Consider the following 19,119-nt stretch of genomic DNA (forward strand, 5'->3'; position numbering starts at 1 on the left):
ACATGAAAGTCCTCTCGACCGCTAGCTCGATGGCCAGCGTGCGGGGCGGCGTAGTCAGGGCTTCCAGCCCTGACTGTTCCAACCCCGACACCGTCAGGCCAGGATGGCCTGACTACGCACTTTCACGGTAAAGCCTCGACCTCCGGTTGCGGACGGACCGCTACCGGCCGCAATGATGATCGAGGCCGAGCGGGACCGTCCCGGCGGCTGGTGCACGCCGACCGGTGTCCCGACCCGCGAGGGGATTTACCGGGACGCCTTAAACCGGGAGAATCCGACCCTCAGGTTCCCGGGGCGGGGGGTGCAATGGCAGCCCCGGCCGGGTCGAGTCCGTCCCCAGCCTTCAGCCCGAGACCTCACCGTGGCCCCATTGACCGTCTTCGAGCACCCCTTGAACGAACGCGTCCGGACCTTCCTGCGTCTGGAACACCTGTTCGAGAAGGTGGATTACTTCATGCCCCAGTATGACCCCTGGGCGACCCGGGTGGCGGTGGAGGCGCTGATCGATATCACCGCCGTCACCGCGCGCTCGGATCTCAGGACCGAGATCGCCAAGGAACTGGACCGCAACCTCGCCGCCGTGGAGCGGATCGCGAGTCAGCCGGGAGTGGACCCCAACGCCCTGGAGCGGGTCTTGAAGGACCTGGAGCGGGCACTCGCGGGCATCGCGTCGCTCACCAGCCCGATTGGCCAGACCGCGCGGGAGGACGAGTTCCTCAAGGGCGTGGCCCAGCGCAGCACCATCCCCGGCGGCGCCTGCTCCTTCGACCTGCCCCAGTATCACCATTGGCTGGTCCAGTCCCCGGAGCGGCGCCAGTCGCGCCTGGACCACTGGTTGCAGGACCTGCGGCCGGCGGACGCGGCCATCCGGCTCATGCTGTCGCTCGCGCGCAGCAGCGCCACGCCGCGCCAGGTGACGGCCGTCGGGGGCTTTTTCCAGGAGGCGTTGGACCTTCAGGCGCCGGCCCAGATGGTGCGCGTGGCCCTGCCGGGGGGCAGCAGCCGCTACCCCGAGATCAGCGGACACAAGAACCGCTTCAGCATCCGCTTCATGACCATCGAACCGCGCCTGAGACCGACCCCGACCCCGGACGATGTCGAGTTCCGTCTCACCTGCTGCGTCTTTTGAGAGACCCTATACCCATGCCCAGGCCCACCCAGGTCCCCTGCCCCCATTGCGGACGCCCCGTCGAGTGGTCGGCCGCGTCGCCGTTCCGGCCCTTTTGCAGCAAGCGCTGCAAGCTCATCGACTTGGGCGATTGGTTGGCCGAGAACCACCGCATTCCGGACGCCGGCGAGCCCTTGGAGGAGGATCAGCCGCCCGCGGATCAGGTCTGGCCGACGCATTGACCCGCGGTCGCCGTGCGATCGGTCCGCACAGCGGACCCTACGGCGCTGCACTATCGCGCCATTTTCGTTGTCGTTGTCGTTGTCGTTGTCGTTGTCGTTGTCGTTGTCGAGATTATCGTAGCGCCCCGGACACTCTCGCACCCCAAAGTGCATCCCTTCTCCGATTACGATTACGATTACGACAACGACAACGATTATGTTTGACTTGTTCTTGACGCGTCACTCGCCGGCCTTCCAGACAACACCCAACCCATCGCGCACCTTAAGGAACTACCCATGACCGACCTGCCCCTGCTGGTGAAGGCCCTGATTCTCGGCATCGTCGAGGGACTCACCGAGTTTCTCCCGATCTCCTCCACCGGTCACATGATCATCGTCGGCGACCTGCTCGACTACACCAATGAGCAGAGCAAGGTGTTCGAGATCGTGATCCAGTTCGCCGCCATCCTCGCGGTCTGTTGGCTCTATCGGGAACGCATCCTGCAAGTGGCCGCGGGCATGTGGCGACCGGGCCCGCAGCAGCGTTTCGCACTCAACATCCTGATTGCCTTCATGCCGGCGGCGGTGCTCGGATTCCTGCTCCACGGGGTCATCAAGGAGTATCTCTTCAACCCACTCACCGTCGCCGCCGCCCTGATCGTCGGCGGCCTGGTGATCCTCTGGGTGGAGCGGCGCAACCTCCCGGAAGGCTGCGCCTCAGTGGATGACATCACCTGGCAGACGGCCCTGAAGGTGGGCTTCGCGCAGGCGGTGGCGATGTTCCCCGGGGTCTCGCGGGCCGGCGCGACCATCATCGGCGGGATGCTCTTCGGCCTGTCGCGCAAGACCGCGACCGAGTTGTCGTTCTTCCTCGCCATCCCCACCATGACCGCCGCCACGGTGCTCGACATCTATAAGGCGCGCGACATCCTCTCATTCGACGACGCCCCGGTCTTCGCCGTCGGCTTCGTCTCCTCATTCATCTTCGCCATGCTCGCCATCAAGGGCCTGCTGCGCTATATCTCCCACCACAACTTCAATGCCTTCGCCTGGTACCGCATCGTCTTCGGCCTGATCGTGCTGGGCACCGCCTATACCGGGCTGGTCGACTGGCACGCTTGATACCGCGACAGGCCGCCCGTCGCGCAGTAGCCACACACCCGCCGCGCGCCTTGTCGGCACCGCCGCGCCGGGACATACTGCCGACGACGGCGCGGCGCCCGCCTTGCCCCATCGCCTGCCGAGTTGACCGCAGGCACCGAGGGCAGTCTCACCTCGCCCATGCGCGCGGTCCCGCCGGTCCGCGGTAGGGTCCGCTGTGCGGACCGGCGACCGCGAAATTGTCGTGTCGGCCGGGACCCGATCAAGGCCTGCCGTGCGGACCAACCGTGGCGCCCAGGGCGGATTGGCCGGGGAGACGGATCAACGCCCGATCGCTGCCTGCTATACTGGGACAAGCGCACTCGGGTATTTTCGGAGTAGACACCATGATCGACATTCGCTACGAGACCGACGATGTCGTCGTCAGGATCCCCAAGGGGCTGGCCGCAGCAGGTTATATCCAGACCTTTCTGGAGCGCGTGCGAGTCGACGCGATACTGGAACACAGCGAGGCGACTGATGATCAGATTCGCGCCCTTGCCGACGAGGTGGACTCAAGCTGGTGGGCCGAGAATCGCAGTCGACTGATGGGCAGAGGGGCTGAGTGAATGCCGTCGTCGTCGATACGAACATCCTGTTTTCTATGCTGCTGAGCCGGCACGGACGGCTGCGCGATGTCCTTTTCCACGCCGGTGATACGCGCTTCTATTGCTGCCGCTTTTCCATCGTTGAGCTGTTCAAGCACAAACAGAAGTTGCTCGCGTGCTCAAAGCTGGAGGAGCCGGACCTGCTGGAAGCGCTGAATGTCATACTGGGCCGACTGTCCTTTTACGACGAGTTATCGCTCACTACCAGCAGCTTGCGCCAGGCGTTCGATCTGTGCGCGGGCATCGACGAAAAAGATACGCCGTTCGTGGCGTTGACCATTGAGTTGAACGGCGAATTGTGGTCTGGCGACAAGGAGCTCGTACGTGGCCTACGAGATAAAGGGTTCCAGCGGATCTTCATCCCGGAGTCAAGATAATGCAACCAATCCGCCAAATCATCGACGACGCCCCGCATTCCGTCCAGATCCCGGCCGATCTGCAACACCGCCGTATCGAGCTGATCATCTGGCCCCTGGACCCTGCCGAGGGGGTGGCAGCACCACCCGAGTATGAACGGGCCAGGGTGGATAGGATCGTAATCCCGGATCGGGAGGAGCGTAATGCCAGGCGTTGAGTTCGTCGATACCAATTTCGACGCCGCGACGGTTTCTCCTATTGGGACTGTCAGATCCTTGCCGCCGCCCTGGAGTCCGGTTGTTCGATCCTCTACACCGAAGACCTCCAACACGGGCAGCGCATCGATGGACTCACCGTCATCGACCCGTTCAAACCTGATCCGACGGTTGATTCCGGCATCCCGACAGGGGACACTTCGCCCCTGCCGTCGCCTCCGGGCGGCCCCTGGACCAGCGAGTGATCCCCGATGCATCAACTGTTGACCCTCGGCAGCACGCTCGCGACCGCGAGCGGCCACCCCTGCACCATCGAGACCTTCCTCGGCGGCGGCGGACAGGGTGAGGTCTACCGCGTCCTGGTCGAGGGCCGGCCCTTCGCACTCAAGTGGTACTTCCCGCAACAGGCGACCCCGGCCCAACGCCAGGCCTTGGCGATCCTGGTCGACAAGGGTCCGCCGAGCGCCGGGTTCCTCTGGCCGCTGGAACTGATCGAGGCCCCGGCCCCCGCCCCCGGCACGGCCGGCTTCGGCTACCTGATGCCGCTACGCGAGGCACGCCACAAGGGCCTGGTGGACCTGATGAAGCGGCGCGTCGATCCGAGCTTCCGCGTGCTGAGCCTCGCCGGGCTGCAACTGGCCCAGGCCTTTCTCAGGCTGCACGCCCAGGGCCTCTGTTACCGCGACATCTCCTTCGGCAATGTCTTCTTCGACCCCGCCACCGGCGAGATTGCGGTCTGCGACAACGACAATGTCGCCATCGACGGCCAGGGCACTGGCGGCATCCTCGGCACCCCGCGCTTCATCGCCCCGGAGATCGTCCGCGGCGAGGCCGCCCCCAGCACCCAGACCGACCTCTTCTCGCTCGCGGTGCTGCTCTTCTATCTCTTCCACGTCCATCACCCGCTGGAGGGGAGCCGGGAGGCGGCGATCAAGTGCTTCGACCTGCCGGCCATGAACCGGCTCTACGGCACCGAGCCCTGCTTCATCTTCGACCCCGCGGACGCCGGCAACCGCCCGCTGCCCGGGCTGCACGACAATGCACTGGCCCACTGGCCCATCTACCCGCAATTCCTGCGCGACCTGTTCACCCAGGCCTTCACCGCCGGCCTGCACGACCCCGCCGAGCGCGTCCGCGAGAGCATCTGGAGCAGCGCCCTCGCGCGGCTCGCCGACAGCATCTTCTACTGCGGCCAGTGCGGCGCCGAGAACTTCTACGATGCCGAGGCCGCCGCCGGCCCGCCCGGTCCCTGCTGGTCCTGCCGACGGCTGCTGACCCTGCCGTACCGGCTGCGGCTCGGGTCCCCGGGCGGGCGCCCGGCGGGACGCCAGGTGGTCATGCTCAACCACGACACCCAACTCTTCCCGCATCACCTGGACCCGGGACGCCGCTACGACTTCAGCCAGCCGCTCGCCGCCGTGCAGCAGCACCCCAGCGACCCCGGCCGTTGGGGGCTCAAGAACCTCTCCGGCGCGAAATGGGTGATGACCGGCACCGACGGCCAACTGCGCGATGTCGAGCCCGGGCGCAGCGCCGCACTCACGGCCGGGGTCCAGCTCAACCTGGGCCAGGTCGAAGGCGAGATCGCGGTCTGAACCGGCCACCGGGAGCGACACCGAACCATGGAACCCAGCGTCCGCGACACCCTGCGTCAACTGATCGTGCGCTACGGTCACGCCCTCTGCGACGACCCGCGCCGCTGCGAGGCGATGCTGCGCGACCTGTGCGGGCAGCACAAGCGCGAGGTCTTCATCCTCGTCAGCGCCCTGAGACAGCGGGTCGCGGCCGATCTGCTCGGCGGTGGCGGTGGATTGCCGACGCCGTTGTTACTTGGGCGGCTACGCAAGCGACTGGAGGACGAATTGGGGCTGAGCGGCGAGGCGGCACACTGGGCGGTGGAGACCTGGGCCCTGGCGCTCGGGGTCATCGCCGGGCCGGTGATCGTTCCCGCGCCAACTCCGACACCTGCCGCCGCACTTCAGCCCCCGCCCAAGCCCGCGAAGGAGACCCGGCCGCCGCCTAAACAGATCGCGATATACCCTGCGCACTCGTCCGCCCCGCCCAAGTCCGCCAAGGAGAGCCAGCCGCCACCCCTTCCGACCTTCCGCGACCGCTTCAAGGACGGCGGGGAGGGGCCGGAGATGGTCCGGCTCCCGCCCGGACGCTTCCTCATGGGCGCGCCAGCGGGGGACGACCTGGCCAACGCAAGTGAAAGGCCCCAGCATGAGGTCCGGATCGCGCGGCCCTTCGCTATCGGCCGCTTCCCGGTCACCTTCGAGGACTACGACCGATTCGTCCGCGCTACCTGGCAGTCGATGGCCAAGCGCGGCTTTTGGGCACTTCATTTTGGCGGGGCGGGGAACAAGCAACCTGAGCTTCCTGACGACAACGGCTGGGGCCGCGGCCGGCGACCGGTCATCAACGTCACCTGGCATGACGCCGTGGCCTACTGCGTCTGGCTCGCCGGACAGACCGGCCGGACCTATCGCCTGCCAACCGAGGCCGAGTGGGAATATGCCGGCCGGGCCGGGACCGCGACCCGCTGGTCCTGTGGCGATGACGCGCAGGCACTGAGCGATCATGCCTGGTTCGGCGCCAACTCCGGCGGCAGGCCTCACCCGGTCGGCGAGAAGCTCCCCAACCCTGGGGGCTCCACGACATCCACGGGAATGTCTGGGAGTGGGTACAGGACGGCTGGCACGTCGACTATACGGGTGCCCCGACCGATGGCTCGGCGTGGCGCGCATCCAGCGATACCGCTGGCCGGGTGTTGCGCGGCGGTTCCTGGAACGGCGGCGCGGGGAGCACGCGCGTGTTGTCCCGCCCCGGGGGTGGCCCCGACTCTGGCGGCGTTGATCTCGGTCTGCGGCTTGCCCAGGATCTTTGACCTTTATGACTCTTACCCTTTTCTCTTTCTCTCGTGCCCAAGCTCTGCTTGGGCGCGCGGTCCCTGAAACGCTGCTTCCCGAGCCAATGACACAAAGCAAAGCTTTGAGAACCGCATTCCCAAGCGGAACTTGGGTATGAGTGAACCTGGAGCAACGACATCCATGGAACCCAGCGTCCGCGACACCCTGCGTCAGCTGATCGCGCGTTACGGTCACAGCCTCTGCGACGACCCGCGCCGCTGCGAGGCGATGCTGCGCGACCTGTGCGGGCAGCACAAGCGCGAGGTCTTCATCCTCGTCAGCGCTCTGCGACAGCGGGTCGCGGCCGATCTGCTCGGCGGCAGTAGTGGGCTGCCAACGCCGCTCTTGCTCGGGCGGCTGCGCCAGCGGCTGGAGGACGAACTGGCGTTGACCGGCGAGGCGGCGCACTGGGCAGTGGAGACCTGGGCCCTGGTGCTCGGGGTCATTGCCGAGCCGATGGCGATCATTGCGCCAGCGCGTGCCCAGTCCCCCATTGCCATCGACTCACCGGGCGTCACCTGGGCCATTGAGGCCGAGCGGGAGTTGAAAAAGATCCCCTTCTTCCTCCGTGCCAGCGCGCGTCGCGCGACTGAACTTTTCGCCACTGAACACGGCATTCATACGATTACCCTGGAGACGCTCTACGATGCGAAAGCGCACTTCGGACGCTAGCCGTTTCCCTCGTGCTCAAGCTCCGCTTGGGCATGGTGTCCGGGAAAATCTGCTTCCTGAGACAATAACGCAAGAAAGACTATGCGAGCCGCATTTCCATGCGGTATTTATGGGTTAGTGAACCTGGAGCAACGACATCCATGGAACCCAGCGTCCGCGACACCCTGCGTCAGCTGATCGCGCGTTACGGTCACAGCCTCTGCGACGACCCGCGCCGCTGCGAGGCAATGCTGCGCGACCTGTGCGGGCAGCACAAGCGCGAGGTCTTCATCCTCGTCAGCGCCCTGAGACAGCGGGTCGCGGCCGATCTGCTCGGCGGCAGCGGCGCTCTGCCGACACCGCTCCTGCTCGGGCGGCTGCGCAAGCGGCTGGAGGACGAACTGGCGCTGACCGGCGAGGCGGCGCACTGGGCGGTGGAGACCTGGGCCCTGGCGCTCGGGATCATCGCTGGCCCGGTGATCTTTCCCACGCCAACCCCGACGCCTGCCGCCGCACCCCCGCCCCCGCCCAAGCCCGCCAAGGAGCCCCAGCCCCCGCCCAAGCCGACCTTCCGCGACCGCCTCAAGGACGGTAGCGAGGGGCCGGAGATGGTCAGACTCCCGCCCGGACGCTTTCTCATGGGCGCGCCAGCGGAGGACGACCTGGCCGACGCAAAAGAAAGGCCCCAGCACGAGGTCCGGATCGCGCGCCCCTTCGCCATCGGTCGCTTCCCGGTCACCTTCGAGGACTACGACCGATTCGTTGCTGCTACGAACCGCCAACCACCAGATGACGAAGGCTGGGGCCGCGGCCGGCGCCCGGTCATCAACGTCTCCTGGAGAGATGCCGTAGTCTACTGCGTCTGGCTGAGCGCAAAGACCGGCCGGACCTATCGCCTGCCGAGCGAGGCCGAGTGGGAATATGCCGGCCGGGCCGGTACCGCGACCCGCTGGTCATACGGCGATGACGAGAAGACGCTGGGCGACTATGCCTGGTTTTGCGACAACTCCGGCGGCAGGACGCATCCGGTCGGCGAGAAGCGCCCCAACCCCTGGGGGCTCCACGACATCGACGGGAATGTCTTGGAGTGGGTACAGGACGTCTGGCACAAGGACTATGCGGGTGCCCCGACCGATGGCTCGGCGTGGGGCGCACCCAGCAACGCATCCAGCTCCAGCAATCCCGCTGGCCGGGGGGTGCGCGGCGGTTCCTGTGGCGGCAACGCGGGGGGCAACCGCGTGTCGAGCCGCGGCTGGCACGGTCCCGCCGACCGCGACGGCTTCCTCGGTCTGCGGCTGGCCCAGGACCTTTGACCTTTATCCTTATATGACCCCATGACCGAAGACCCCACTGCCAATGCTGACGAATCGGTTACGCCGGACTACGATTCCCCCTGGAAAGAGGCCATCGACGCCTGGTTACCGCCGTTCATGGCGCTGTTCTTCCCGACCGTCCACGCTCTGATCGACTGGGAGCGCCCCTATGAATTCCTGGATGCTGAGCTACAGCGCATCACCGGCGATTCCACCATCGGCCGCCGCTATGCCGACCGCCTGGTCAAGGTCTACAGCCGCGAGGGGTTGGAGGTCTGGCTGTTGCTGCATATCGAGATCCAGGGACAGGCCGAGGCCGGGTTCCCGGAACGGATGTTCCAGTATTGGTATCGCATCTACGACCGCTTCGGCGGGATCGAGACCATCAGCCTGGCGCTCCTGACCAACGACCGGGCCGACGGCGAGACCGCGCAATACCGCCGCGAACGCGACGGCTGCGGGGTCCGCTTCCGCTTTCGCGTCCACACCCTGCTGTCCTGGGATGAAGCGGACTTGGCCCAGCGCGCGGCCGACAACCCCTTCGCGGTGGTCGCGCTGGCCCAGCTCGCGGCCCACCGGCGCTCCAGCGACCCCGAGCGTAAGGTGCGCAAGGGTGAGATCATCGCCTTGTTGTATCGTTACCGCTACGCGCGCGACGAGGCGCTGAAACTCCTGCGCTTCATCGACTGGCTGATCCGCCTGCCGCGCGGGCTCGAACTGGCACTGCGGCAGGAACTGGCTGAACTGGAGGAGCAAACCAAGATGTCATACGTTACGAGTTGGGAACAACTGGCGCGGGAGGAAGGGCTCGAACAGGGCCGGCGGGAGGGCTGGCAGGAAGGTCAACAGGCGGGCTGGCAGGCAGGCCAACAGGAAGGCGAGGCCAAAGCCCTGCTCCGACTGCTGCAAGCCAAGTTCGGTCCGCCGACGCCGGACCTTGTGGCCCGCGTGCAGGCGGCCGAACCGGATCAGATCGAGGTCTGGCTCACCCGTATCCTGACCGCGAACAGCCCGCATGAGGTGTTCGACACGCACTGAGCTGCGCCCTTTCCGAAAAGCAGTGCGTCCCGGATGACGCAAAGCAGAAGTTCGAGAACCGCATTCCCAGGGGGAGCTTGGGAACAAGTGACACGGGTAACGAATACAACAGAGGTCTCACATGGCACTGCATATCGTCAACCAGGAAGCGGATCGACTCGCGCGCGAGCTTGCGCAACTGACCAACGAGAACCTCTCCGCGGTCGTGGTGCGCGCACTGCGCGAGCAGGCGCAGCGCCTGCGCGAGGTCGCGGGCCGCGGCGCAAACCTTGCGCAGATGCGCGAGATTGCTGCCCGCAGTGCGCGCAAGTGCGGCGCGGACCGGCGCAGCCACGAGGAAATCATCGGCTACGACGAACAGGGCTTGCCAATCTGATGGTTATCGATACCTCGGCAATCATTGCCATCCTTTCTAGCTCCCACGCTCCAGCGTGGGAGCAAGTGCGGACGCTCCAGCGTCCCGTCGGCCGATGCGCCGCTGGAGCGGCGGAACGGCATTCCCACGCTGGAGCGTGGGAACGAGAAGATGATAGGTTCACTGAAGATTGCCGATGACCGAAAACCCCGCCGCCAATCCCGACGCATCCCATGCAACGGACTACGATTCCCCCTGGAAAGAGGCCATCGACGCCTGGCTACCGCCATTCATGGCGCTGTTCTTCCCGTCCGTCCACGCCCTGATCGACTGGGACCGCCCCTATGAATTCCTGGATGCCGAGCTACAGCGCATCACCGGCGACTCCACCATCGGCCGCCGGTATGCCGACCGCCTGGTCAAGGTCTACAGTCGCGAGGGGTTGGAGGTCTGGCTGCTGCTGCATATCGAGATCCAAGGCCAGGCCGAGGCCGGGTTCCCGGAACGGATGTTCCAGTATTGGTATCGTTATCGGTACGGCCGCGAGGATGCGATCAAGTTGCTGCGCTTCATCGACTGGCTGATCCGCCTGCCGCGCGGGCTCGAACTGGCACTGCGGCAAGAACTGGCTGAACTGGAGGAGCAAACCAAGATGTCATACGTTACGAGTTGGGAACGCTTTGCCCGCGAGGAAGGGCTCGAACAGGGCCGGCGGGAGGGCTGGCAGGAAGGTCAACAGGCGGGTTGGCAGGCAGGCCAACAGGAAGGCGAGGCCAAAGCCCTGCTCCGACTGCTGCAAGCCAAGTTCGGTCCGCCGACGCCGGACCTTGTGGCCCGCGTGCAGGCAGCCGAACCGGATCAGATCGAGGCCTGGCTCACCCGTATCCTGACCGCAAACAGCCAGCATGAGGTTTTCGACACGCACTGAAATGCGACCTTTCGGGGAAACGCTGGGAATTCGTGCACATTCGCGAAGCTTGGAAACGAGTAACCAGTTAGATCAATCCGACCAATCACGCTAAGGAGACAGCCCAATGGCAAAACGCCCCGGCGGCGAGCTGGCGACCCGCCCGCTGCACTTCATCTGGATCGCCGACTGCTCGGGCTCAATGTCCGTGGACGGCAAGATCCAGTCGCTCAATACCGCGATCCGCGAGGCCCTGCCGCACATGCGCACGGTGGCGAACGAGAACCCCAATGCCGAGGTCCTGGTGCGCTCTCTGGCCTTCGGGAGCGGCGCCCAATGGCAGGTTTCGCAGCCCACACCGGTCGCCGATTTCAAATGGACCGACCTGCAGACCAACGGGCTGACCGATATGGGCCTGGGGTTGCGCATGGTGGCCGAGCAGTTGCAGATGCCGCCGATGACCGACCGCGCCCTGCCGCCGGTGCTGGTGCTGATCTCCGACGGCCAGCCCACCGACGACTTCAGCGGCGGGCTCGCGGCCCTGATGCGGGAGCCCTGGGGCAAGAAGGCGGTACGCATCGCCATTGCCATCGGCGAGGACGCGGATACGGAGGTCCTGCAGCGCTTCATCGGCCATGCGGAGGTCAAGCCGCTCCAGGCCAACAACCCCGAGACCCTGGTTCGGCATATCAAGTGGGTCTCGACCGCGGTGCTCAAGTCCGCCTCGGCCCCGGCGAGCCAGGCGGCCGGGCTCGCGGCGGGGCAGAACGTGCCGATCCCGGCCCCGCCGACGGCGCCCACCGGCCCGCAGGCACCGGACGATGTCTGGTAGCCCGGGGACCGGCGCTGCCCCAGTCGGCTGGCGGGCGCTGCGGGCCAGCGTGCGCGGGGCTGCCCATCTGCGCTCCGAACTGCCGAATCAGGACGCGGTGCGCATCGCCCCCGGTGCCCGCGTGGACGGGGCGGATTGCGGCGACGCCGCGGCCCTGGTCTTGGCGCTCGCCGACGGTCACGGCAGCCCGAAGAGCTTTCGCAGCCAACAGGGCGCGCGCCTCGCCGTGGCCGTGGCCTTGCAAACCGCCGGTCAACTGCCGCTCACGGCGCCCCCGACCCTGCGCAAGCGCTGGGCCGAGGAACAGTGGCCCACGGCACTGGTGCGCGGGTGGCAGGCGGGCGTGGCGCGCAAGCTCGCGCGCCGGCCCTTCACCGCGCTGGAACTCGGCGCCCTGGATGAGCCGGGCCGGCGGCAGCTCGAGGTCAACCCGGCGCTGGCCTACGGTTCGACGCTGCTGACCGTCGTGGTGGGACCCACGTTCATCCTCTATCTGCAACTCGGCGATGGCGACCTGCTGACGGTCTCGGCCGACGGCGAGGTCGGGCGCCCCCTGCCCCCGGACGCGCGACTGATGGGGAACGAGACCACCTCGCTCTGCGCCCCGCGGGCCGCAGACGAGGTGCGGGTGTACTGCCAAACCCTGGCCGGGGCGCCGCCCGCGCTGATCCTCGCCGCCAGCGACGGCTACGCCAACGCCTTTCGCGACGATGAGGGCTTCCGGCAGGTGGCACATGACCTCTGGGCGATGCTGCGCGACGAGGGCGAGGCGGGGGTGAAGCCGCACCTGCGCGGCTGGCTCGATGAGGCATCCCAGCAGGGCAGCGGCGACGACATCAGCGTCGGCATCCTGTGGCGGGCACCTTGAGGCGGCGCGCCTGACCCGCCGACCCCAGCAGAGACGGCCACAAGAGGTTGCCGTTCCCCTCGCACCCTGCCACGATTGGACCCGCGCCCCACCGAAACGGGCGGTCTGCCGCTCAGGGCACCCGTTCGGTGGCCGGAACAAGAACCAAAGAGGGTGCCCGGCAGGGTCCCCCGCACGAGGACCGATGTGTTGCGACCCGGCACCGTCATCGACACCGCGCGGCCCGCGGGCCCGGCGCCCGCGTCACCCACCAGTCCCGCGCCCGTCCCGGCGGCCGCCGCCTTGCCCGCGGCCGGCGCTGCCACTCCAAACCACTCGCCATAGAGGAGATCACGGTGCAAACCATCGAGCTGAAGGCGCCCCTGGATGGCGTCATCCTGCCACTGGAACAGGTCCCGGACCCGGTCTTCGCCCAGAAGATGGTGGGCGACGGGGTGTCCATCGATCCGTTGTCCCAGGTCCTGGTCGCGCCCTGTGCGGGGGTCGTGACGAACGTCCATCGGGCCGGCCATGCGGTGACCCTGACCACGCCCACCGGCGTCGAGCTGATGATGCACATCGGCCTGGACACGGTGAATCTGAAGGGCGAGGGCTTCACCCCCAAGGTCGTCGCGGGACAGACGGTGGCCGCGGGCGACGCCCTGATCGCCTTCGACGCGGACTTTCTGGCGACCCATGCCAAGAGCCTGCTGACCCAGATCGTGGTGACCAACGGGGAGCGGGTTGCCGCCTACCATCCGGCCAGCGGGCTGGTGCGGGCGGGCATCGATACCCTGCTGAGCCTTGACCTGGCCGAAGAGGGCGCGGCCGAGGCGCAGAGGTCCGGCAAGCGGGTGATCTCCGAGGCGGTGTTGATCCCCAACCCGACCGGGCTGCACGCCCGCCCGGCGGCGGTGCTCGCCAATCTGGCCAAGCGCTTCCAGTCGCGGGTCCTGATCCAGCGCGGCGACGATCAGGCCAACGCCAAGAGCCTGGTTTCGATCATGGGCCTGGCGATCGAGCAGGGTGACAAGGTCGTGCTGATCGCCGAGGGGCCGGACGCGGAGGAGGTGATCGCCCGCCTGGTCCCGGAGTTGGCCTCCGGTTTGGGCGACGAGGGCAGCACCCCGGCCCCGGCACCGGCCACCACCGAGATCAGCGCGGACGCCGCCCCGGCCCCGCGCCCCCGCTCCGATGACCCGAACCTGCTGCTCGGCGTGGCCGCCTCCCCGGGGCTCGCGGTGGGCAAGGTGTGGCGCCTGCGGCGCGAGGAGATCGCGGTCCAGGAGGTCGGCGAGACCGCCAACCAGGAACGGCGTCGCCTGGAGGATGCACTGGATATCGCCCGCAACCAGCTCGAGGCCCTGCAGGCGGAACTGCGCGGCCAGGCCGACCCGGCCAAGGCGGCGATCTTCGCCGCCCATCAGGAGTTGCTGGGCGACCCGGGCCTGCTCGACATCGCCGAGAGCGCTATCGCCAAGGGCAAGAGCGCCGCCTTCGCCTGGCGGGCCGCCTTCACCACCCATGCAGAAGGCCTGGCGCGGCTGCGCAACGAGCTGCTGGCCGGGCGCGCCAATGACCTGCGCGACGTGGGCCGACGGGTGCTCGCCATCATCACCGGAACGCCGCTGGAGGAGCCCCAGGCGCCGCCGGACACCATCCTGATCGCCGAGGACCTGACCCCCTCAGACACCGCCCGCCTCGACCGCGGCCGGGTGTTGGGCTTTGCGACCGTCGGCGGCGGTTCGACTTCCCACGTCGCCATCATCGCCCGCTCGCTCGATATCCCCGCGGTGGCCGGGATCGAGCCGCGCGCCATGGATCTCCCGGACGGCACGCCGGTCATCCTGGACGGCAGCAAGGGCAGCCTGCGGCTGAACCCGGACCCGCTGGAGATCGCCCGCATCAAGACCCTGAAGGAGCGCCAGGCGACCCGGCGCGCCAACGACCTGGCGGCCGCCCTGGACCCGGCGGTGACGAGCGACGGTCACCGGATCGAGGTGGTCGCCAACATCGGCGGCCTGGAGGACGCGGCCCGCTCCGTGACCCTGGGCGGTGAGGGCGTGGGCCTGCTGCGCTCCGAGTTCCTCTATATGGAGCGCACGTCCGCCCCCACCGAGGAGGATCAATACGCCATCTACTCGGCCATCGCCAAGGCGTTGGACGGACGGCCCCTGATCATCCGCACGCTCGATGTGGGCGGGGACAAACCGCTGGCCTATCTGCCGATGCCGCGCGAGGAGAACCCGATGCTCGGCATCCGCGGGGTGCGCATCGGGCTCGACCGCCCGGAGATCCTGCGCACCCAGGTGCGCGCCATCCTGCGCGCCGGCCAGGGCAACCGCCTGCGCATGATGTTCCCGATGATTGCGACGCTCGATGAGATCCGCTCGGTGAAGGGCCTGGTGGAGGAGGAGCGCGCGCGGCTGGGGGTCGCCGATGCGGTGGAACTGGGCATCATGGTGGAGGTGCCCGCGGCGGCCGTCCTGGCCCGCCAGTTCGCCCGTGAGGTGGACTTCTTCTCCATCGGCACCAACGACCTGACCCAATACACGCTCGCCATGGACCGCGGCCACCCCAAGCTCGCCGCCAAGGCGGACGCCATGAACCCGGCAGTGCTGCAACTCATCGCCCAGACCGTCGAGGGGGCCGCCGCCGAGGGCAAATGGGTGGGGGTCTGCGGCGGTCTGGCCAGCGATCCCCAGGCGGTGCCGATCCTGGTGGGCCTGGGGGTGGCGGAGCTGTCGGTCAGTGTCCCGTCCATCCCGGCGGTCAAGGCGCAGGTGCGCGCCCGCTCGCTCCCGCAATGCCAGGACCTGGCGGAGCAGGCACTCGCCCAGGACAGCGCCGCCGCGGTACGCGCCCTGGTGCCCCTGGACTACTGAGCCAGACACGCACAGCGCAAAGGCACGATAAGCGCGGGGAGCAAAGACATTCTCTCACGGAGACACAAAGACACAAAGAAAGATGGTCGTCGGTAACGGTTCAGAAGCAAGTGGTGAGGGTTCCACGCGGCTCGGGCCAGGAACCAGCCGCCCGCCGGCCGACGCTGTGCCGGTTGTTGTTGAACCGTTACCAAGTCTTTCTTCTCCGTGCCTCCGTGTCTCCGTGAGAGGATTAAAAAGCCATGGTTAACGACTTGGCCGGCGGGTCCGGCGGGCGACCCGCATGGTGTTTTCTTTGCCGCCTTCGCGCCTTTGCAATGCCTATTTTCGGAACTTAAGTGATAGCGGAATCCTGGAGAATGACATGAGTCTTCAAACCGTTTGGGGCACCACCTTCGGTGGTCTGCAAAAGATCGGCAAGGCCTTGATGCTGCCGGTCTCCGTCTTGCCGGTCGCCGGCATCCTGTTGGGTGTCGGGGCCTCCATTGCCCGCGAGGCCCAGACCCCCTGGATCGCCGAGATCGGGCGCATCATGTCCGCCTCGGGCGATGCGATCTTCATGATCCTGCCCCTGATCTTCGCCATCGGCGTGGTGCTGGGCTTCACCAAGAACGACGGCGTGGCGGCCATGGCCGCCACCGTCGGCTATTTCGTCCTGCTGGCCGCGCTCGGGGTCATCGGGCTCCTGTTCATCGGCTGGGTGGCACCCGTGGAGCCGCTCAGGATGGTGGCCGCCGACGGCAAGGCCGTCACGGCCAACGTGGAATACGACGTGGAACGCGGGCGCTTCCTGTGTCTCGACAAGGATGGGCGAACGCTGGAGAAGCTGCGCGCCGCGGAGCTCAAGGACAATAGCGTCACCTGCGACAAGGTCACGGTGCCCTTCATCATCCGGGCCGGTGAGACCGGGGGCGGCGCCATTGCACTCTACGACGCCGGCAAGGGCGACCTGACCCCCTTCCCCACCGCCAAGAGCCGGGCCGAGATCAAGAAGATCTTCGGCATCGAGTCCATCGACACCGGGGTCTTCGGCGGCATCCTGATCGGGCTCCTGTCCGCCTTCCTGTTCAACAAGTATTACCGCATCTCACTGCCCTCCTATCTCGGGTTCTTTGCCGGCAAGCGCTTCGTCCCGATCGCGGTCGCCTTCGCGGCCATTGGCCTGGCGGCGATCCTCGCCGTCATCTGGCCGCCCATCGGGGCCGGTATCCGCGACTTCGGCGACTGGGCGGCCTACGGCAACCCGGCGGCGGCGGTTACGATCTATGGCGTGGTAGAGCGTATGCTCCTGCCCTTCGGCCTGCACCACATCTGGAACGTGCCCTTCTTCTTCGAGGTCGGCACCTATGTGGACCCGACCACCGGCAAGACGGTCCACGGCGTCATCAGCCGCTTCTTTGCCGGTGACTATGAGGCGGCCATTTTGGGCGGCGGCTTCGTCTTCAAGATGTTCGGCCTGCCCGCGGCGGCACTCGCCATCTATCACTGCGCCAAGCCCGAGAACAAGGCGCGTATCGCCGGCATCATGGGCTCCGCGGCCCTGACCGCCTTCCTCACCGGCATCACCGAGCCGCTGGAATTCTCCTTCCTGTTCGTCGCCCCGCTGCTCTATGCCGTGCACGCGGTACTGGTGGGCCTGGCCTATCTCAGCACCTACCTGCTCGATGCGCGCTTAGGCTACAGCTTCAGCCACGGCTTCATCGACTATGCGCTCTATTACGTCAACGACATCAAGCCCTGGATCGTCCTGGTGCTGGGACCCATCTTCGCGGTCGTCTATTACGTGTTGTTCCGCGTCCTGATCCAGTGGTTCGACCTCAAGACCCCCGGGCGCGAGACCGAAACCGTCGATGAGGTCGAGGTCAAGGCCGCGGGCGGCGACGACTTCGCCCGGCAACTGGTACTGGCCTTCGGCGGCAAGAGCAACATCCTGGGCCTGGACGCCTGTATCACCCGCCTGCGGGTCGAGGTGGCGGACATGGGCAAGGCCAACCCGGAGAAGCTCAAGGCCCTGGGCGCGGCCGGCGTGGTCACCGTCGGCAAGAACCTCCAGGCGATCTTCGGCCCCCGCTCCGATAATCTCAAGACCGACATGGAGGAATACCTGGACACCGCCGGCCCCGAGGCCGAACTGCCGAGCGGCGCCGATGCCCCCCAGGTCCAGTACAAGGCCGATACCTTAAAGCCCCGCGCCCGCGACGCCGAGGCCCCGGCCAAGGCCCGCGCGATCCTCGCGAGCCTGGGCGGCACGGCCAATGTGCGCCAGGCCGAGGCCGCCGCCGAGACCCGGCTGCGGGTGACCTTGACGGATGCCGGCGGCCTGGATGAAGCGGCGCTCAAGGCGGCCGGGGTGCAGGGCATCCTGCGGCTGCCCGATAATGTGCTGCATCTCTTGGTCGGGCTCAATGCCGATCAGTATGCGGCGGAGATGAAGGCGGCGATGGCGGGGTGAGGAGCGGCACCCGCGCGTGACCGGAGGGGACGGGGTATTCGCCCCGTCGCTGGAGCGGGACGGGGCATTCGCCCCGTCCCGAATGTTTATTCCTTCAGTAACCGGTGGAGCAAGCCGGCAGGACCGCGGAAAAGGGTTCCGGACGGGGCGCACACCCGGTCCGGCCTGGGAATATATGAAGACAAATTACGTGTTAGTCGATTACGAAAACGTAAAGGTAGCGCACCTCACCCGGTTGAGCGACGAGCGGTTTCGCGTCACCCTCTTCCTGGGTCTGCATGACACGAAGCTACCGGTTGACCTGGTGCTTACCATGCAGCAACTCCGTGATCGCGGAAACTACGTGGTACTCGACGCCGCCGGGCGTAATGCCCTCGATTTCTACATCGCATACTACCTGGGTACGTTGGCGACCAAAGATCCCGTCGGCTTTTTCCATATTATCTCGAAGGATACGGGTTTCGATCCACTGATTCGTCATTTGAAGACCCAGGGCATCCTGTGTGCAAGATCTGAATCGGTCGATGATCTTCCATGCTTCATTAGAGATGAGCCGGCACCATCGCCGCCCATTGGACTGACGACGGTTCGCCCGCAAGCACCGCCCGCGTCCAACCGAACCCTCGATGACCTGACACGGGTTGCGGCGGAAGACCTGATAAAGCGCAAAGCGTCGCGGCCACGCAAGGAAAAGACACTGCGAAACACGATTCACGCCACCTGCGGAAAGCAGCTCCAGGTCAATCAGATCGACAAGGTCTTCAAGGAATTGGTTAGCCGCGGGTGGATCAAGGTCACGGGCACATCGGTAACGTATAACCTACCGCCGCACTTGCCTACCGCGCACTGACGCAGGTTGAAATGAGCCAACGTGAGATCAATATCCTGAGTGCGGAGCCGGACGGTGACTACCGCCTGAGGCTCAGGTTCGACGACGGCGCGATCCAAACCGTCGATTTCCTGCCGTTCTTGTCGCAATCCCACCATCCGGACATTCGTGCGTTCCTCGATCCGGGGCACCTTGCATCCTTTTGGCTGGAATACGGCGAATTGGTTTGGGGTGATTTCGCGCTGTGCTTTCCGGCCATGGATCTTTACCGTGGAGGAACCATTGCCAGCCTTGACAAGGCGCACTCTTCCCGTAGCCGTTCAGAGACCCCTTGACCGCTGCCTCCAGCCCGATCAGTATGTTCCCCCTACGCTGCCCGATGATACCGCGCCACTGACCGATGCACCTGAGCGACCACAGCCTCAACCAGCTTGATGAAGCCTACGTCCAGG

General features: G+C 66.5%; 18 protein-coding genes and 1 pseudogene. All 19 read left to right on the forward strand.

The window, feature by feature from the left end:
• Positions 1-361: 361 nt before the first annotated feature.
• The 19 genes and pseudogenes from zapD to QZY48_RS30060 all read left to right on the forward strand — a co-directional run bounded on the left by zapD (position 362) and on the right by QZY48_RS30060 (position 19,002).
• Complete coding sequence (gene zapD, locus QZY48_RS29970) at positions 362-1,129, forward strand: cell division protein ZapD (protein WP_295437512.1); 768 nt, start codon at positions 362-364, stop codon at positions 1,127-1,129.
• Positions 1,130-1,143: 14 nt separating this feature from the next.
• The gene (gene yacG / locus QZY48_RS29975; RefSeq protein WP_295437513.1) at positions 1,144-1,350 is read left to right on the forward strand and encodes a DNA gyrase inhibitor YacG; all 207 of its coding nucleotides are present in this window, start codon (positions 1,144-1,146) and stop codon (positions 1,348-1,350) included.
• Positions 1,351-1,626: 276 nt separating this feature from the next.
• Entirely contained in the window at positions 1,627-2,451 is an 825-nt protein-coding gene (locus QZY48_RS29980) for an undecaprenyl-diphosphate phosphatase (RefSeq protein ID WP_295437515.1), read from the forward strand.
• Between the two features lie 365 nt (positions 2,452-2,816).
• A complete protein-coding gene (locus QZY48_RS29985; protein ID WP_295437516.1) occupies positions 2,817-3,038 on the forward strand; it encodes a hypothetical protein in 222 nt (73 codons plus the stop codon).
• Positions 3,035-3,454 carry a PIN domain-containing protein gene (locus QZY48_RS29990; protein ID WP_295437517.1) on the forward strand — a complete coding sequence of 140 codons (420 nt, stop codon included), beginning with the start codon at positions 3,035-3,037 and terminating at the stop codon, positions 3,452-3,454. Before QZY48_RS29985 ends, QZY48_RS29990 begins: the two co-directional genes overlap by 4 nt.
• The gene (locus tag QZY48_RS29995) at positions 3,454-3,651 is read left to right on the forward strand and encodes a hypothetical protein (protein WP_295437519.1); all 198 of its coding nucleotides are present in this window, start codon (positions 3,454-3,456) and stop codon (positions 3,649-3,651) included. The genes QZY48_RS29990 and QZY48_RS29995 overlap by 1 nt, the downstream gene beginning before the upstream one ends.
• Before the next feature lie 249 nt (positions 3,652-3,900).
• Positions 3,901-5,244 carry a serine/threonine protein kinase gene (locus QZY48_RS30000; RefSeq protein WP_295437521.1) on the forward strand — a complete coding sequence of 448 codons (1,344 nt, stop codon included), beginning with the start codon at positions 3,901-3,903 and terminating at the stop codon, positions 5,242-5,244.
• Between the two features lie 576 nt (positions 5,245-5,820).
• Positions 5,821-6,536, forward strand: a pseudogene (locus tag QZY48_RS35140) (formylglycine-generating enzyme family protein).
• Between the two features lie 163 nt (positions 6,537-6,699).
• Complete coding sequence (locus tag QZY48_RS35145; RefSeq protein ID WP_366929811.1) at positions 6,700-7,230, forward strand: hypothetical protein; 531 nt, start codon at positions 6,700-6,702, stop codon at positions 7,228-7,230.
• A gap of 140 nt (positions 7,231-7,370) precedes the next feature.
• Positions 7,371-8,522: a formylglycine-generating enzyme family protein gene (locus QZY48_RS30015; RefSeq protein WP_295437524.1), complete on the forward strand. Its 1,152-nt coding sequence runs from the start codon at positions 7,371-7,373 to the stop codon at positions 8,520-8,522.
• 21 nt (positions 8,523-8,543) lie between these two features.
• Positions 8,544-9,560 (forward strand): cytosolic protein, encoded by a 1,017-nt coding sequence (locus QZY48_RS30020; RefSeq protein WP_295437525.1) that lies wholly within the window; start codon positions 8,544-8,546, stop codon positions 9,558-9,560.
• A 121-nt stretch (positions 9,561-9,681) separates the two neighbouring features.
• Positions 9,682-9,936: a type II toxin-antitoxin system VapB family antitoxin gene (locus QZY48_RS30025; protein ID WP_295437527.1), complete on the forward strand. Its 255-nt coding sequence runs from the start codon at positions 9,682-9,684 to the stop codon at positions 9,934-9,936.
• A 175-nt stretch (positions 9,937-10,111) separates the two neighbouring features.
• Positions 10,112-10,843, forward strand: coding sequence for a hypothetical protein (locus QZY48_RS30030; RefSeq protein ID WP_295437531.1), 732 nt, complete (start codon positions 10,112-10,114; stop codon positions 10,841-10,843).
• 106 nt (positions 10,844-10,949) lie between these two features.
• Positions 10,950-11,654 (forward strand): VWA domain-containing protein, encoded by a 705-nt coding sequence (locus QZY48_RS30035; protein ID WP_295437533.1) that lies wholly within the window; start codon positions 10,950-10,952, stop codon positions 11,652-11,654.
• Positions 11,644-12,522 carry a PP2C family serine/threonine-protein phosphatase gene (locus QZY48_RS30040; RefSeq protein ID WP_295437536.1) on the forward strand — a complete coding sequence of 293 codons (879 nt, stop codon included), beginning with the start codon at positions 11,644-11,646 and terminating at the stop codon, positions 12,520-12,522. Before QZY48_RS30035 ends, QZY48_RS30040 begins: the two co-directional genes overlap by 11 nt.
• 335 nt (positions 12,523-12,857) lie before the next feature.
• Entirely contained in the window at positions 12,858-15,386 is a 2,529-nt protein-coding gene (gene ptsP / locus QZY48_RS30045) for a phosphoenolpyruvate--protein phosphotransferase (protein ID WP_295437538.1), read from the forward strand.
• Between the two features lie 364 nt (positions 15,387-15,750).
• Complete coding sequence (locus QZY48_RS30050; protein WP_295437539.1) at positions 15,751-17,838, forward strand: PTS transporter subunit EIIC; 2,088 nt, start codon at positions 15,751-15,753, stop codon at positions 17,836-17,838.
• A 16-nt stretch (positions 17,839-17,854) separates the two neighbouring features.
• Positions 17,855-18,688, forward strand: coding sequence for a PIN domain-containing protein (locus QZY48_RS30055; RefSeq protein ID WP_295437540.1), 834 nt, complete (start codon positions 17,855-17,857; stop codon positions 18,686-18,688).
• Positions 18,689-18,699: 11 nt separating this feature from the next.
• Positions 18,700-19,002: a DUF2442 domain-containing protein gene (locus QZY48_RS30060; protein WP_295437541.1), complete on the forward strand. Its 303-nt coding sequence runs from the start codon at positions 18,700-18,702 to the stop codon at positions 19,000-19,002.
• Positions 19,003-19,119 lie beyond the last annotated feature (117 nt).

It is taken from the genome of uncultured Thiodictyon sp. (genome assembly GCF_903828115.1).
In the GTDB taxonomy this organism is placed as follows: domain Bacteria; phylum Pseudomonadota; class Gammaproteobacteria; order Chromatiales; family Chromatiaceae; genus Thiodictyon.